We start from the raw sequence: 16,011 nt of genomic DNA, 5'->3' as shown, positions 1-16,011 counted from the left end.
TGGCTGTTTGAGGCGGTTTTCCTTTCATCAGAACAGACTTGAAACAGCTGCGTCATCCGGCAGGGTATTTGCCGATCCCAAAAGGATCCGTGTGCGCCGGGTAAGGGCTGTTCTTATTGCCTTGCTAACGGCTGTCATTTGCTGGGCTGTGCTGTTTCTTGATGGCTCTTTCTCTTTGCAGTCTGCACTGCGGGAGCTGAATCCCTTCTACGATGACAAACATATTCATTCTTCCTTTACCGCGGATGGTTCCGGTCATCACGACCAAGTTCATCTGGCTTCGGCCTTTGCGGTACCAGAAGCAGAAACTTCCTGTGGAGATGGACGCAAACAGCCCCTTTTTTCGGCACTGGCAAACACGGCGGATCCCAAGGTTTTTGGTCATGTGCCTGTGTCATCTGAACAAGCATTTTTGTCGCTGGATGACAGTTGCGGCCAAATTGGCGTGGTCGTGCCTGAGTGGATCAGCATTGTCGAGAAAAAGGGCCGTCCTGCAGTATCCGTTATCAGCAAGGATACCCGGATTGCTGTTGAAGAGTACATTGCCGGGGCGGCTTTGCGTCCGCAGCTTTTGCCGGTCATTTTACTGGGTGAGGCAAGGCAGAAAGAGGTCTTTCTGGATAGCCTGGCAGATGCAGAGCGCGTGGCGGCCCTTGCCGAAGATATGGCCGCCGCTGTAGCGGCATTGAATGCCCAAGGTGCATGTCTGGACTTCACTGGATTGAAGCCAGACGCGTTCCGTCGCCTCAGGCCTCTGATGTCGGGCTTCTCAAAAGCATTCCGTTCCCGAGGGCTGAAAGCCTGTACTGTCCTTGCGGGCCAGCAGCCCCATTGGAAGGAACCGGATCTGACTGATCTGTTTGACCAGATCATCCTGAAGCTCTTTCAGGAGCCATGGGCGGAGACCGTGCCAGGTCCGCTTGCACCGTACACTTGGATTGAGGACTTGTCCGCTGAGGCAGTTCAGGCCGTTGGAGCAGAAAAGCTGGTTGTCGCGCTCGGCAATTTCTCGGTTGAGTGGACGTCTGGCGTATCAAAGCCTGAGGTCTTGTCATACTCGGAAGCCATGCAGAGAGTAAGCTCCTCAGGAGCGAAATTGCGGTTCAGCGCCAAAGCCCAAAATAGCTTTAGCCGCTACCGTGACGCCCAAGGACGTCAGCGCAAAATCTGGATGCTGGATGCCGCGTCAGCGCACAACCAGCTGGTGCGCCTCAAGCAGCTTGGCATTGCCAACGTTGCTGTGTGGTCTCTAGGGCAAGAGGATCCCGGAATTTGGAAAGTCCTGCAGCATCAAGATGCTTCCAAAGATGTTTTGGGGGCTGAACTTCATGTCGTAGAGCTCAATAACTATGTTGATTACAAAGGACAGGGCGCGTTTATCCGCATCGACCAGCGCGCAACTGCAGGAGCACGTCAATTGTCCTTCGAGGCGGAGAGTGGCCTGATCAGCAACCAGACCTATAGCCTTCTGCCCAAGCCGTATTCGATTGAGCTCTACGGCAAACCGGACAGGCGCAAGCTTGTGCTGACCTTTGATGACGGTCCGCATGAAAAATACACCAAGGAAATTCTGGATATCCTGCAGGAAGAGAACGTTCCGGGATCCTTCTTTGTTGTCGGCACCAGTGTCATGGATTCTCCCGACCTGGTCACCCGGATGGTTGACGAAGGGCATGAGGTCGGTGCGCACAGCTTTTCTCACCCCAGAATGGACCAGATCTCCAACACCCGCGTTGATCTGGAGTTTTCGCTCTCAGCCAAAATCCTGGCTGGATCTACCGGTCGGAAGACCTTGCTCTACCGCGAACCCTTCCAGCGTAGCGGTGGCCCGATCAGCGCAGAGCGGGTGGCCTCACTGGAGGCAGCTGAAGCCCGGGGGTTCGCGATTGCGGGTATGGATATTGTTCCCAAGGATTGGGAAGGCTGGGACAGCGGGGAGATCGCAAATTATGTGATAGACCAGGTGGAACAGGGAAGCGGCAATGTCATTCTTTTGCATGACGGTGGCCAGGACCGTACTGCCACAGTAGACGCAGTTCGCCCGATAATCCGATCGCTGCGGGCAAAAGGCTATGAGTTTACGACGCTGGCGGACCTTCTTGGCGCCAACCGGGCTGCGCTGATGCCTGTTGCCGAGGGCGGATCCCCGGCCTTTGACAGAGTTTCCTTCTCCATTGTCTGGATGGCGCAGCAAGCTGTCGTTGTTGTTTTCTGGATGGTGCTCGCAATTGGCATAGTTCGCTCAGCCGGCATTCTTCTCCTGGCGCTTTTGAACCGCCGTGAAAGATTTACACCCCTGCAAAGACAGCCGAAGGTTGCGGTGATAATTCCCGCCCACAATGAGGCAAAGGTGATCTCCCAGAGCATCGAAAGCGTGCGCGCCAGCGGCTACAAGAACCTGGAAATTATCGTGGTGGATGACGGCTCCACCGACGACACGCTTATTGAGGTGCTCAAGTTTGGCCACAAGAGCGAAGTCCGCCTTATCTCACAACCAAACCAAGGGAAGTGGAGTGCGCTTAACAGGGCGATATTTAGCACAGATGCTGAGTTTGTAGTCTGCATCGATGCGGATACGCAAATGTGCAGAAACGCAATTACACATCTCGTCAGGCACTTTGCAGATCCGAAGACCGGTGCAGTGGCAGGTAAAATCATTGCAGGCAACCGTGTGAACCTGCTGACCCGGCTTCAGGCATTTGAGTATGCAACGTCCCAGAATGTCGAAAGGAAAGCGTTTGACCTGATCAACGGCATTCTGGTGGTTCCGGGAGCCATCGGTGCATGGCGGGTTGAGGCTTTGAAGAAAGCGGGATTGTTCAGTGAGGAAACTCTGACCGAAGATACTGACCTTACAATCCAGGTGAACCGGGCGGGGTATAATATTGTCTTCGAGCCAAAGGCCAAGGCGTACACCGAAGTGCCGGAAAAGGTGGGTCAGCTTCTGAAACAGCGGCTTCGCTGGTCCTTTGGAATGTTCCAAAGCGCCTGGAAGCATAAACGGGCGATCATTGAGAGGCGTTCGGTTGGCCTGGTATCAATTTCCGACATGTTTGTGTTTGGCTATGTTTTCCCGCTGTTGGCCCCTATCGCAGATCTGTTTGTGATCTTGATGCTGTACAAGCTGATGGCCGGTGGCTGGGCCGGCGAGGTTGGAGGTTCCCAGCACACACAACCGGCGCAGTACATATGGGCCTACCTAGCACTCCCGGCGTTGGAGCTGTTGATTGCTGCCATTGCCATCACGTCCGATGAAGACGAAAGCAAATGGTCCTTGCTGCTGTTTCCGCTTCAACGCCTCGTCTACCGTCCGCTCATGTATTTTTCGGTAATACGCTCAGTTTTACGGGCCGTAACCGGACGTTTAGCCAGCTGGGGTAGCGTAAAGCGCCAGGGACGAGACTATGGTTTGGTGGCCGGCCACACATGAGACGCAGATTATTTCTGAAATCGGTCGCGGCCGGCTTGGCCCTGTTCCCAAGGGGTGGATTAGCTTCTGTTACACAGAAGCTTCCTGCGCAAACTGTCCCCGTAGTGACAGATATCAACGAAGACGTTTCAATCCCGCATCTCATTGCGGTGATTGATGCCTTTGTTGACCAGAACATACCGCTCGCCTGCGTTGTGAACCCCTTTGATAAACAAGGCCGCCCGCATACCGCAAAAAGCAAGCTAGCACAGGTTCTGAACGGCTATCTGATTGGCAGAAGCGGGTTGGATGTTGTGCCATACGTTCCGGAACTGCAGTCACTGTCCGAGCATTTCCAAGCCCGAGCAGCTCATGACGCCGTCTCTGCCATGCAAAGGATGCTGTGGTCGGGGGGCTCTGCACGGCAGCCGGCCAAGGTCCTGCAGGCAATCGCCTGTGCGGACCAGGAAGATCCTGCCGCTCCGCGCGGAGTGCGTTCTGCGGGCATTCTCAATCTCCTGTCGGTTCCGGCGAAATCAGCTCCGGTCAGGACCGAAACTTGGGACAATGGTGTCGTGAGGCTGTTTGGCGGCAACCTACTATCCCTGAATGATTTTGACGGGACAGCGCAAACCGTCGCAGCTTCTGCCAGCCAGAATATAGTCTACTTCTCAGCGAAGGATTTCTCTGGGATGGATGTGAAAAAGCTGAAGGCAGCCGCGATTTGGTTTGCAAGCGCGCTGTCGCAGCAAGAGCTGGATGGAGATGTGTCGCTATTGCCGGTGACAGACATTCAACTGCGCGACACCTACGGCTTCAAACGGACGGTTTGCCTGCATGTTCTGAAGCCGCAAGAGAATGATCATGATCAATTATCTGGGTATTCAGGTTTTACAAAGTTTCTTCAGGCAGCCGGAATCCCCTATTCCACTGGAAACCAGTTTGCGGGAGAGGCCAACAACGGCTTTTGGGTTCCAACCGACTTTCACCCAAAGAACGCTGAGGCCAGTGCCGCGCAACACATAATGCTCCCTGTGGAAATTGAAAGCCGGAGTGAGGCGAAAATCCGGACGGTCAGGCCGTTGGGGCCTGGAATCGGCGTTGCCTTTATTGCAGAAACAGGTGGTGTCCAAGGGCTGGAGGGCGCGGGATTCCTGCAATTCCCGCAACGGGTTGTCAGCGATGGCGGTGCGGCGGAAGCATTTGAATCAGCCACGGCGGGAACCAGGGATGTGGTGGTTTTTATACAGCCGGAGGCGATTGCCTTTCCGCCTGAGCGGCGAGCGTTGGAAACCCTTTTGAAGGACATGCTCAGGGATGAGGAGACGAAGTTTCTCCTTCTTGAAGAGTTTGCCCGGACCGTTGCCCCGGCAGGGCCGCTGCCAACACGATGGAGGAGGACGGCAGCCGCCGCGCCGGAGTTGGCAAGAACACGCCAGAACCTTTCGGATGCCAAGCGGCAAGAGCTTTTGGAAGATGCCCGCGTTGCCTGGCAGTATTTCGAAAATTTCACTGATCCCAGGACCGGGTTGTGTCCGGCGACCGTGGACTTCGCTCCGGGGGGGCGGAAACACGAGGCCGTCACGATGTGGGACGTTGGAAGTCACATCAATGGCTTAGTGGCTGCTGTGCAGATTGGCTTTATCAGCCAACCAGACTTTGAAACTGCTATCCGCAAGATCCTGCCAAATATCACGGGCAGGACCTTCATGGGACGTCACCTGCCGCAGGGATGGATCCGGACCGATCGCCGCAAATGGGGCAACAGGGATTTTGACGGATCCGACGCAGGCCGGCTGCTGGCTGCCTTGGACAACCTGCGCCGGCACAGCAGTTTCGGAGAGCAACTGGCTAAGCTTGTCGCTTCCTGGGACCTTCGGAAGGTGATCATAGAGGGCGAAATTCACTCGGTCACAAGTGGAGAACTTGAGACTTCATATGTGTCACATAGCGCTCATTACTCGGCATTGGCCTTCCGGCGCTGGGGGATTGCTGCCAAATCCCCATATGAGGTGTTTTCTGGCCGGTCGGCGGCCGATGGGCAAATGGCATTGCTGGAAGCTGCAGCCAAAATCGGGCCGTTCGGCGCAGAACCCCTGCTGCTTGAAGCAATGGAAATGGGGATGTCGAAGGAAAGCGCCTATCTGGCGGACGTCCTGTTTGCCGCCCAACTGGAGGACTTTCGCGAGACCGGCCGGCTCATCTGCGTCTCGGAAGGGCCAATCGACAAGTCGCCCTGGTTCCTCTATCAGGGGTTGCAACTGGATGCAAAGAAAAGGACCTGGGCCTTTGACACGGTTGGGCAGGAGCCTGAATACAGAACGCCTGAGTTTCGTGAGGAAAATCTGGTTATCAGCAGTAAGGCTGCTTTTCTCTGGTCAGCTTATCAGCCGCATGAATACTCTGAGAAACTATACAGGTTCACTAGAAGTGCCGCGAAAACAAAGAACGGGTTTGCGTCGAGCATCTACCTGAAGACCGGTCGAACAACCGAGACCTACTCTGACTTGAATACAAACGGTGTTATTCTTCAGGCCATTGCCCATCGTCTTGCCCGCTCCAACTGACAGGCTTAAGCCGGCAAGACATGGATTTACTGCAGCTTCGCGTCAAAGGGCTGCACACCCGCTGGCTGCAATTTCCCCTGGTGTAACCGGGTAGCCAGGACCGGGATTTAGAATTACCGGCTGAATTCCCGTGATACGGTTCATGCAGCGGTCGACCCAATTCTCGTCGATACCTTGGCCGCCAACGTAGATATCCAACCAATCGTGCCCCTGGTAGCCGCTGTGGCAAGGGCCTGCTTGCGGTTTCGGCCCGTCACCGCAAAGATCCTCGACAATTGCGTATCTTTGCAGGTTTTTAACGTAGAATTTCGTGCCTGCAGGGTAGTCCATGTAGCTGCGGCCGTTTCGTTTCACATGCCCGACTGCAAGAGTGATCGGATCCTCGTAGGTTCCTGTTCCGCCAGCCTGCCGGTGGATCACTGGCCGGGCAATCTGTGCCGATCCGCGGGGAGTGTTGTCCCAGTAACTGTAGCCAGTCAAGAAAATGTTCATGGTTTGTTCCCCATCGTACATGGAACTTCTGACAATTTCTCTAGGCATTCCTTCGTCAACAAGGAGGCGGGTGCTTTGCACTCCCTCGAGACTGTCGTTGGAATTTCCACTCACACTACAAGCAGCTATTGAAAGCAACGCCCCGGTTAAGAGCAAAATTCTGGAAACTTTGTAGGTCATACCGCCATCCTGTTTTACTGAGAACTCAGGAAGCCGCAGCGCACTTAGATATTGCGGCCGCCAACGATGGCAATATGCATGATGGATGATAATAACATGTTAAAATAAAAGGGAGAATTTTAACTCTCCCAATTCTCTGAAGTCAGCTGTGTTGCTTAGAGAAGTCGCTGCAGGCTTTCCAAGCGTTTCGTGCTGGGTTTCTGTGTTAAGTAGCAACAGAACAGCGGCACTGACCCGTTACCGTAGCCGAATGCAGAAAAAAGGGAGTGCGGATGATCAAAATTGCAGCCTTTCAACTAGCAATTCGAACAGAGCCGCGGACCCTTGGGGGGGTCGTTGAAGTCAGATACTCTGGTAAATATCTCACTGGCATCACAAAACCTTTGATGGCGAATGAAGTCAACTATGTTTGCGATGTTCGTTTCGGTAATGAGGGCTGCACTAGAAGCTAGGGTCAAGACCCATATGCAGTAGATGACGGTAGCGGCCAGCGTGATTGCAGATAGGAAGGCTTTCGGGGATCTGTCATATCGAGTCGCGACACGCCGCCTATCCCTCAGCCTGCCGAACATGAGCTCAATGCCATTGCGTCGCCTGTATCGGTGCGGTTCAAACCCCAAATGGCTGAAACTGATGGCTAAGCGGCTACTGAGGGTCCACTGGTAAAGGACGGCTTCGTCCGGCTCCTCGTTAGCTGGTCCTGGCTGCAGCGAAAGGGCGGTTTGAGCTTGGTCCCTCAGACTGGCTTTCAATGGCCGCTATGACGACACATGCAGCTTCACGGCAAAAAAACACGCCGCACCTTCGAATGGATGCTGCGTCAGCAACATGCCGAAACGTCAATGTCGGCAAAGTCCGCGTAGTTAGCATTGAAGCTTCGCGCAGTGAGTGACTGATTTCCGCCCTTGTCGAACTCTATCAATCTGAGCGGCTCTCCGGAACTAAACCTCAAACCTCTCGCCTGGATCATTGCGCTGGAAGATTGCAGCAACCACTGGATCCTCCGGCTGGTCCAGTTTCTGCCGGCATTCTGCCAAAGCTTGCGCATCCCTGGCAATCGCCCTGCGATGCTCATGCAGCGCATCCTCGATGATTTCCGCGATGATCTTCAAAAGGATCTCGAGGAGCGACATCGCCGGCGACAGCCGTGCATGCAGCTTGAGCGGCAGCGGCCGTTCCGGACCGCCGCGCGGGCCAGCCACCAGCCTGCCTCCACGCCTGTCATTGCCGGCCACCCAATGCAATTGATCACGGCGGATCAATTCCAATCCCAAAGAAATTGCTTCAACCCGCTTTTGAACAGCTCCCGCCCTTTCTTCCTGACCCTTTATCGATCTTTCCCTGTCCTCAACCTCCTTCTCCCGGCTCGCCAACGCTTCTTCTCTTTCCGTGACCTCTGCCTCCTTCTTTTTCATTGCAAAATATTCTGCCGCAAGGCAGCTCTCTTTTTCTGCCAAGGCCTTGGCCTGCGCTTCCAGCGCCTGCTCCTTCACCTCGAGCTTGGTTTCGAACCGGAGGTTCGCCACCTGCTCTTCGGCCCTGGCCTTGGCACTAGCCTTGCGCGCAGCGTATTGCTTTGTGGTCAGGCGCTCGTGGCCCGGTCCCTTGCGCAGAAGCCCGCAGGGCCTGCCGACCGCTTCGTAGTAGCGGTCTTGAAAGCGTATCATCCCAGCATCAAACGCTTCCTTTTCAGGGTTCTTTTCTTTCCGCTTCTTCCGGGCGGCATGCAGATGCCGCCCGTTCTCCTTCTTCCACGCCTCGAGCTTTTTGGCATTGGCAGCTTCCGCCCTGGCGCAGGCTTTCTCCCATTCAGCCAATGCCCGTTCATGTTTTGCCATATTCTTTTTCTGGGTGACCCGGTTCTTGCTCGGGCGCGGCTTCTTTGGTTTCCGCGGCTTCGGTTTCAATTCTGGCTTCGGCAGGGACGAGAGTGTCCGCGGCTTCTCATGGCTGGCCCGGTAATCCGCCGCCGCCACTTTTCCGGCGTGCAGCTTGTTGGCATCCAGCCGCGGGTCGTTCATGTTCAGCGCCAGAATGTGCATATGCACATTCGCCTCATCCAGGTGGAACACCGCAGCAAACTGGACGCCCGGCGGCATCCGGTTTCGGAAGTCCTTCAAGGCTAGGTTTGCCCATCTGTTGATCACCGGCTGGTGCTTGTTAGGGTCTGCCAGAAACTCGCGGGCTGCAACTGGATGAGAATGAACTTCTGTGTACAAGGTCGGCGCATCAGAACGCAGTCTGCGGGTGTAGCTCTCGCCGGACGACGCCGTGACCGTTTCCCGTATCTCACGGCTGCGACGGTCATGCAGCGCCTGCAGTTCGCTGACTGGGATGGCGCCGTGGCGCAGGACCTGAACCGGCGCACGCCGATGTTCGACATGTTTGGAGAATTCCGGACTTCTCAGCGCTTCTTCAAATATCTGTCTTGTACTGTTCCACTGGTCTTTCGTGCCCTTCACCAGCTGCGGCTTGCGGGTATAAGTTTCAACGTGGACGTATTGGTAGGCCATGAGGCGGTACTCCTTTTTTCATTGGGTACGCGGCCTCGGCGAAAACGCAAAACGCGGATCCGCCTCAGAAACTCTTCATTTTGAGGATTAACTCTTTTGTCATATAGTTTTTCTGGGGCTTGGGCAGCTTAGACAGGCGCACAAATGCGCGTGAAAGCTCCCCAAAGAGACAGACTATAGGTAGCTGAAGCTACCTCGTCTGCCCCTTACGCCGGGGAGGCGCTCCAGCAGCCCTGCGGGTGCTTGCGCGGCCGGTTCCCGGCCTTGCATTTGGACTTGATTTCGATTGTCTCTATTGGGCTTCGAACTACTTACACATAGGCGTCAAACTACACCCGGCTTGGCCATGGCGCCCCGGTTACATTGCCATCACAGGAGTTCTGGACCCGCCCTGCCAGAGCCTGGGATTGCATTTTGATTTTCGATAATCTGGATGCGCAGAAGGTCGCCACTGACAGCAATTGCTATTCGTCGACTTCAATTCCGCGATCCTGGCACCATTGCTTCAACATCCGCCGGATCATAGCAGGCCGTGTCGGAAGATCGTCTTGCTCGCGGCGCTGATTATCAATGACTTCGATCATCCCACGCGCCAATCGGAGATTGACCGCTTCGGTATCCACCGTCGGGCGTCCTCGCGCTTTTTTTGACATGTATGACAATCTCTTATTGATTTTTGGTTTTATGGTACCATATATTTCAGGTGCGGCAAGGCTCCTACCCCTTGCCGCACCCTAACCAAAACCGATCTCGCGAGAGGAGACCGACTATGGCTGATACTTGCCGTATCACGCGCGAATGCGCGCTGAAAGACCCGTGGCCCGCATCTGTCGCAGGTGACAGCCCGACCTTCATCACCCGCACCTTCGGCGCACTAACCAAGGCAGTGGACGAAGCGCTTTATTTGGAGCGTGATCTGTCGCACGCGCTTTCCTGGGATCCCGCGTCCACCGATATCCAAGACGCCGCCGAAGCCAAATGGCAGGATTGCTTGTCGCTAAGCGGTGAGATCTTTACCGCACCTCCGGCCTCCGCATCGGACCAACCGCTGCAGCGCATGAGCATGCTGCTGCACTTCCTCATCGAGGCCACGGGACCGGAAGAGGCTCGCAGATTTCAGCAGCTGTACTTTGAGAACCAGGAGCTGTTCACCGTCGAAGATGGTGATTGCCAGGCCCTGCTGCAGACCGGCGCGCGACAGATGAACGCTCTCATCGAATTCTCTGTGGCGGCTGAAGCGCAGAATTTCCTGCCGATCTAAAGCCAACCTCCCAGCATTCTTCTGACCCGCCCCGCAACGGACACACCCGCTGCGCCTGGCTCAGCCATGCCATTTCTGAAGTTTCAGCAAGCGCCAGTTCCGGCGCCTGCCCAGCCCAATTTTGCCTATGCGGAGGCTGCCATGCCCCACTCAACCTGCCAACAATTCCCGCAAACGGTCCATTCCCACTGGCGCGCCGCCGCCGAAGCCAAGGGCTTCGGCATCCTGCAGCGGGTCAAGGACCGCTATCACCTGCTCCTGTCCTGCCACACCTGCCGACGGACACATACCAGTAAGATCTTTGTTCTTATGAACAGCCAGCTGCAGTGCCCGCACTGCATTGAAGCGCGCTGGCGGGACGATGCCACGGCAGCCGGCCTTGAATGGGCAGGCCGCGATCCGGAAGACCGTCACTATGCCCACTATATCGCCCCCTGCGGCCATAACTTGCGCCGGCAATTTGAGATGGTGAAGCGTGCCGCCGAAGGCGTCTGCGACGTACGCTGCGAACTCTGCCAGCAGCATAAGGAGCAAGAAGAAGCCTCCGCGCAGGGTTGGGAGCTGATTGGACCGGATCCGAACAGGAACCAGAACTACCGCCTGTACCAGCACCAGGCCTGCGGCCATGTTCAGCGGATCGCCCGTGCCAACATGCAGACTGGCCGGTTTCAATGCGGCAGCTGCGGCGAAGGCTGGAGCAGTGCGCCAAGCTTTCTCTACGTCATGCAGCTTAAACTCGCCAATGGCGCCAAGCTGATCAAGCTGGGCTACAGCCGCGATCCCGTCTCCCGCCTTTACCACCAGATTTTGAAGACCAAAGAGACGGAAGCGCAGGTCCTTCGGACGGTTCCCGTCTCCTCCGGCCACACAGCTGTGCAAATTGAAAAAGGCCTGCATGCGCTGTTGAAGGCAGAGTACCCCGGCAGTGTCGCGCCACCTGACCTCTACGCCGGTGAATTGAGGGTCAAAAGTGAGGTCTATTTTCCGGATGTGTGCCAAGTGATCTTCGCGATGCTCAACACTGTCAAGGCAGAAGAAGACAGCTAAGCGCCCCTCCCTCTTCAATTTCCAACATCTCCAGCCCGGTTCCACCGGGCGCCCGATCCCTTTTGCCTTTTTGAAGGAGGCTTTCCATGAGCCAGCTTGATCTCTCCAAGCCCGCGCGCCCTGATTGGTGGCAGTTCGCCGAAGACTGCGCCCGCCGCTATCATCTCTTTTACAGAGAGCTGCAGCAGACGCGCCGCAAAACACTCAAAGAAGACGCGCCAGACGGCAGTGCTGGCGCCGAGGAGCCGCTTGTGCCCCCAGCACCGGATCAACCCCATTCTTTGCTGCAGCATCTGAGCGAGCACCCGGACGCGCGGCATCTGCCGCCGGATCTTTGGGAAGCGCTGGAGCAGGAAGGAGCCGACCCATATGCCTGTGATGACACGGGCCGCTGGCTGCCGGGCACAGACCTGCCGGCAGACAGGCTGCTTCTGCTGCTGCGGATCGCCGCGGCCTTCGGCTCCCCGGCTGCTGTAGACGCGCAGCTTGCCCGTGGCGCCGTACTGATCCTGCAAAACATTCCAGTTCCCGGGTTTTCCGTCGTGGAAAATATCCTCAACCACGCCCTGCTGCCATCGGGCTGGCAGGCCTATGACGCCCGGCGCCAGGTGCAGCTGCCTCAGCGAGTGACCCTTGCTGTCCCCAGCGTCCGCGATGGCGCGATTGAGCAGGGTCACTTTGATGACCTGCAGGATCTGATCATCAAAGGCCTGGCGCATAGCCAGCCTTTGTGGATCTGCTTGCCGGATGAGATGGGACTGCCGGCGCCACTGGTGACGGAGCACTGTCATCAGCTGACATTGCCGCAAGTGGACGCGGATTTTCTGATCGCCCTGCTGCGCCAGACGCACAGCCGCACGGGCCGCATTGATGAAGCCGCCGCCCGCACCGCACTGCCCCCGAACGGCCAGCTGCAAGAGCTCTCCACTCCCACACTCTCTTTTGCCCTGCGTGCGCCCACAGCGAAGAAGATGGCGCAACGCCTGTCCCAGGCGCTTGCTGCCGCTGCCGCTTCACCGCCTGAAGCCCTCGCGCCAAGGGAGGAGATCACCGGCATCGGCCCGTCCTATGACACCGCCCGGCAACTGGTTGCAGACCTGCAGCTCTGGGCCGAAGGCGGCGTGGCCTGGAATGAGATCCCGCACTCCTTGCTGCTTTTTGGCCTGCCGGGCACCGGCAAGAGCCACCTCGCCCGCGCTATGGGCCGGAGCGCCGCTGTCAATTGCGTCGAGACCAGTTGCGCCGAGTGGCAAAGCGCGGGGCACCTTGGCAACCTCCTGCTCGCGATGCGCAAAAGCTTCGATGAAGCACGGAAGAATGCGCCCTGTATCCTCTTCATCGACGAGATCGACGCGATCAGCTCTCGCACCAGCGGCGATACCCACGGCAGCAGATATGGATCGCAGGTGATCGCCGGATTCCTTGAGCAGATGGACCGCGTCAGCCTGGAGGAAGGGATCATGGTCGTCGGTGCCTGCAACCACCCGGAGCACCTAGACCCCGCGGTGCTGAGAGCCGGGCGGTTTGACATCAAGATCGAGATGCCGCTGCCAAGCATGGCGATGCTGCAGCACCTCCTTGCTGAGCGGCTGCAGGACGCATTCCCTGAGGGGGATCTGCGGCAGCTGGCACGGGAATGTATCGGAAAGACCGCCGCCGACGTGGACGCCGCGGTGCGCTCTGCCCGCAGTGAAGCCCGGCACAGCGGCTGCCCGCTCGATCTGCAGCTTCTGCGCCGCCATCTCGGAGTCACGGCGCAGGAGGAGAACCAAGACCTCTTGTACCGCATCGCAGTGCATGAGTCTGGCCACGCCATCGCCGCCTGGATCTTCGGTGAGACGGTCAACCAGGTCCGGGTGGCGGTCGCAGGCGGCACAATCGAGCGGGATGTTCCCCCGAACGCGGGGCTGGACACAGATTTCGACCGTCAGCTCTACGTTCACCTGGCCGGGCGGGCAGCGGAGCGGCTCGTCTTCAATACTGTTTCTGCCGGGGCCGGCGGGGGCGCCACGTCCGACTTGGCACAGGCTGCGCGGATTGCGCTGGCAGTGGACCACGAGCTGGGACTCGGTGCCTACGGCAACGGCTGGTTCGGACCGCAGGATCCCGCTCAACTTGCAGAACCCGACCGCAAACGCCTCCGTGAGAAGCTCGACCACGCGGAGGACCACGCACGCGCACTGCTGTATCCCTATCAGCAGCTGCTTCAGGACATGGCTGCAGACTTGGTGCAAAAACGAGAGTTCGATGCCAAAACGGTCCGGTCCTGGCTGCGTGATGTGCCACGCAAAAATGGTCCAGAGCAGGTCCTGGACCAGTAGATGCGTTCGCCAACCAAGCCGCGCCGCCGCGAGGTTTGCACAATTCTTATGTGCAAACTTCCGCGGTGCAGGCTCCGGTTGGTCCAAAATCCGGATAATTCTCTCCCGGAAAGGTTTTGCCCGCACGGCGGACGCCGCCGGTCCGGCCGCAAGGACGTCCGCCACAGCTCGCAGCCCCGCGCAAACCGGCCCAAACGGCAGGTTGTCCACATAAACCCGGCTCCGGGGCGGCATCTCCCCCCCTTTCACGGGGCCCGCCGCCCTCCCGCACCCGCTATGATGAAGCCAACAGCCGGCGGAGCAGTACCCCGCCAGACCAGCATCATCAATAAATCGCCCCGGGCACCGGCCCGGGAGCGGCGGGAGACCTCGGCCGATGGCACGGGACCAGAAGAGCTATGTCAATTGCCAGGAGACAGCCTGTCTTTCCGGCACATCTCAGACAAACGGCCGGGCCAACTGCCCGGACCCGCTTCTGCACATCATCCAGCTCCTTGCCCGCCAGGCTGCTCAGCAAGACATCGCGGCACAGAGGAGCCAACCGCCTTCGAAGGAATAATCCATGAATGCAACACCCGGTCTCCGCGCTGCCATCTACGCCCGGTACTCCACAGACAAACAGAAAGACACATCGGTCGAGGACCAGATCCGGCTGTGCCGCCGTCTGTGTGAACAGAAGGGGTGGCAGGTAACGGAAGTATTCACCGATCACGCGCTCAGCGGCAAGAATGCCCTGCGCCCGGGATACCAGCGCCTGATCCAGGCAGCCGAACGCGGCGGGATCGACGTCATTGCCGCCGAGAGCCAGAACCGCCTCTCGCGGGATATGGCGGATTCCGCAAACCTGCTGAAGCGCATGAACTTCTTCGGAGTCAAGATCCACACGGCTTCGGAGAATGAACTGGATGACATGAAGGTCGGGGTCGGCGGGCTGGTGTCCACCATGTTCCTCAAGGACTTGGCCCAGAAGACACGGCGCGGGCTGGAGGGGCGTGTCACCAAGGGCAAAAGCGCAGGAGGCATTTGCTACGGCTACCGGGTGAAGCGGGAGATCCTGCCCGACGGCACGCTCAGCACCGGCGACCGGGAGATCGAACAGGACGAGGCCGCCGTTATCAAACGAATCTTCCGGGATTACGCAGACGGGCTTTCCGCCCGCACGATTGCCGCTGCCCTGAACGCCGAAGGTGTAACTGCCCCGCAGAGCGGCAAAGGAACCGGCACCTGGAACCCGTCGACGATCTCCGGGAACATCAAACGCGGCACCGGCATCCTGAACAATGAGCTCTATATCGGACGCCTGGTCTGGAACCGGCTGACCTATGATACCAACCCGGACACCGGCAAACGCTTGTCCCGCCTCAATCCGCCGGAAGACTGGATCACGGAGGAAGTCCCCGGCCTGCGTATTCTGGATGATCAGCTCTGGCAGGCGGTGAAGACGCGCCAGGGGGAGGTGCGGCAAGCGATGAACCCGGCGGGTGTTCTGACGGAACGGCCCAAGCTGGAACGCGCGCGCCGGCCAACCTATCTGCTATCAGGCCTCCTGCGCTGCGCCTGCTGCGGCGCCAGCTACACGCTGATCAACAAGACGCGCTACGGCTGCGCAGGTGCCCGCAACAAGGGCGCTGCGGTTTGCACCAACCGCGCCACCATCGGCCGGACAGAAGTGGAAGAGCGGGTTCTTTCCGGGCTGAAGCAGCGCCTGCTGGCACCGGACCTGCTGGCGCAGTTCGCGGAGGAATACCGCAAGGCGTTCAACGACGCCGCCGCGGGGGCCTGCCAGGACCGGCAGAAGGCCGAACGCTCCCTCAAGAAGGTGGAGAGCCGGATCTCAAATATCCTGACCGCTATTGAGGACGGCATGTACACCGCCTCGATGAAGGACAAGATGTCTGAACTGGAGAGAGAGAAGGCCCGCCTGGAGGCGGTCATCACGGACAACCCGGAGCCCCCTGCCCTGCGGCTGCATCCGAGCCTGTCATCCCGGTACCGGGAGCTGATCGAAGATCTGGCTGGGTCCCTGAATGCGCCAGAGGTGCGGAGGGAGGCGACGGCGGCGCTGCGGGCGCTGATTTCGGAGGCTCGGATGGTTCCGGACGCAGACGCGCCGGGCGGGCATCAGCTTGAACTTGTTGGGGAATTGGCTGGGCTGATGGCTTTGGGGAGCCCCGAATCGAAGAAGCCCCCGCTGTTTGCGGAGGCTTGGTCGGAAACGGTG

At 58.1% G+C, this 16,011-nt stretch carries 9 protein-coding genes and 1 pseudogene; 6 read left to right on the top strand and 4 right to left on the bottom strand.

Translation table 11 applies throughout. The annotated features are described in order from the left end of the window. Positions 1-148 precede the first annotated feature (148 nt). Both RA24_RS16780 and RA24_RS16775 read left to right on the top strand, forming a co-directional pair. On the top strand, positions 149-3,430 hold the full coding sequence (locus RA24_RS16780) for a glycosyltransferase (RefSeq protein WP_241480962.1): 3,282 nt from the start codon (positions 149-151) through the stop codon (positions 3,428-3,430). A 104-nt stretch (positions 3,431-3,534) separates the two neighbouring features. Then, positions 3,535-5,976, top strand: coding sequence for a DUF3131 domain-containing protein (locus RA24_RS16775; RefSeq protein WP_241480961.1), 2,442 nt, complete (start codon positions 3,535-3,537; stop codon positions 5,974-5,976). Positions 5,977-6,018: 42 nt separating this feature from the next. On the opposite strand, the gene RA24_RS16770 is transcribed toward RA24_RS16775, so the two are convergent. The 4 genes and pseudogenes from RA24_RS16770 to RA24_RS22555 all read right to left on the bottom strand — a co-directional run bounded on the left by RA24_RS16770 (position 6,019) and on the right by RA24_RS22555 (position 9,784). Continuing rightward, positions 6,019-6,648, bottom strand: coding sequence for a hypothetical protein (locus tag RA24_RS16770; RefSeq protein WP_052269617.1), 630 nt, complete (start codon positions 6,646-6,648; stop codon positions 6,019-6,021). Between the two features lie 470 nt (positions 6,649-7,118). After that, positions 7,119-7,250: pseudogene (locus RA24_RS22045) on the bottom strand (transposase); the annotation flags it as partial. Between the two features lie 339 nt (positions 7,251-7,589). Then, the gene (locus tag RA24_RS16765; RefSeq protein WP_039193086.1) at positions 7,590-9,161 is read right to left on the bottom strand and encodes a hypothetical protein; all 1,572 of its coding nucleotides are present in this window, start codon (positions 9,159-9,161) and stop codon (positions 7,590-7,592) included. 464 nt (positions 9,162-9,625) lie between these two features. Beyond that, positions 9,626-9,784: a hypothetical protein gene (locus RA24_RS22555; RefSeq protein WP_167738125.1), complete on the bottom strand. Its 159-nt coding sequence runs from the start codon at positions 9,782-9,784 to the stop codon at positions 9,626-9,628. A gap of 146 nt (positions 9,785-9,930) precedes the next feature. Here RA24_RS22555 and RA24_RS16760 point away from each other — a divergent pair, with 146 nt between their 5' ends. From RA24_RS16760 to RA24_RS16740, 4 genes are all read left to right on the top strand, one after another. After that, the gene (locus tag RA24_RS16760; protein ID WP_039193084.1) at positions 9,931-10,422 is read left to right on the top strand and encodes a hypothetical protein; all 492 of its coding nucleotides are present in this window, start codon (positions 9,931-9,933) and stop codon (positions 10,420-10,422) included. Positions 10,423-10,731: 309 nt separating this feature from the next. After that, positions 10,732-11,469, top strand: a complete 738-nt coding sequence (locus RA24_RS16755; RefSeq protein WP_241480960.1) for a GIY-YIG nuclease family protein — start codon at positions 10,732-10,734, stop codon at positions 11,467-11,469. 86 nt (positions 11,470-11,555) lie between these two features. Continuing rightward, positions 11,556-13,790, top strand: a complete 2,235-nt coding sequence (locus tag RA24_RS16750) for an AAA family ATPase (protein ID WP_052269616.1) — start codon at positions 11,556-11,558, stop codon at positions 13,788-13,790. A gap of 562 nt (positions 13,791-14,352) precedes the next feature. Further along, positions 14,353-16,011 (top strand): recombinase family protein (locus tag RA24_RS16740; RefSeq protein WP_039193081.1); only part of this gene is annotated, 1,659 nt, incomplete at its 3' end.

It is taken from the genome of Leisingera sp. ANG-M6 (assembly GCF_000813905.1).
GTDB lineage: Bacteria > Pseudomonadota > Alphaproteobacteria > Rhodobacterales > Rhodobacteraceae > Leisingera.
The sequence above is the reverse complement of the archived record's forward strand: the minus strand, read 5'-3'. Positions and strand labels throughout refer to the sequence as shown.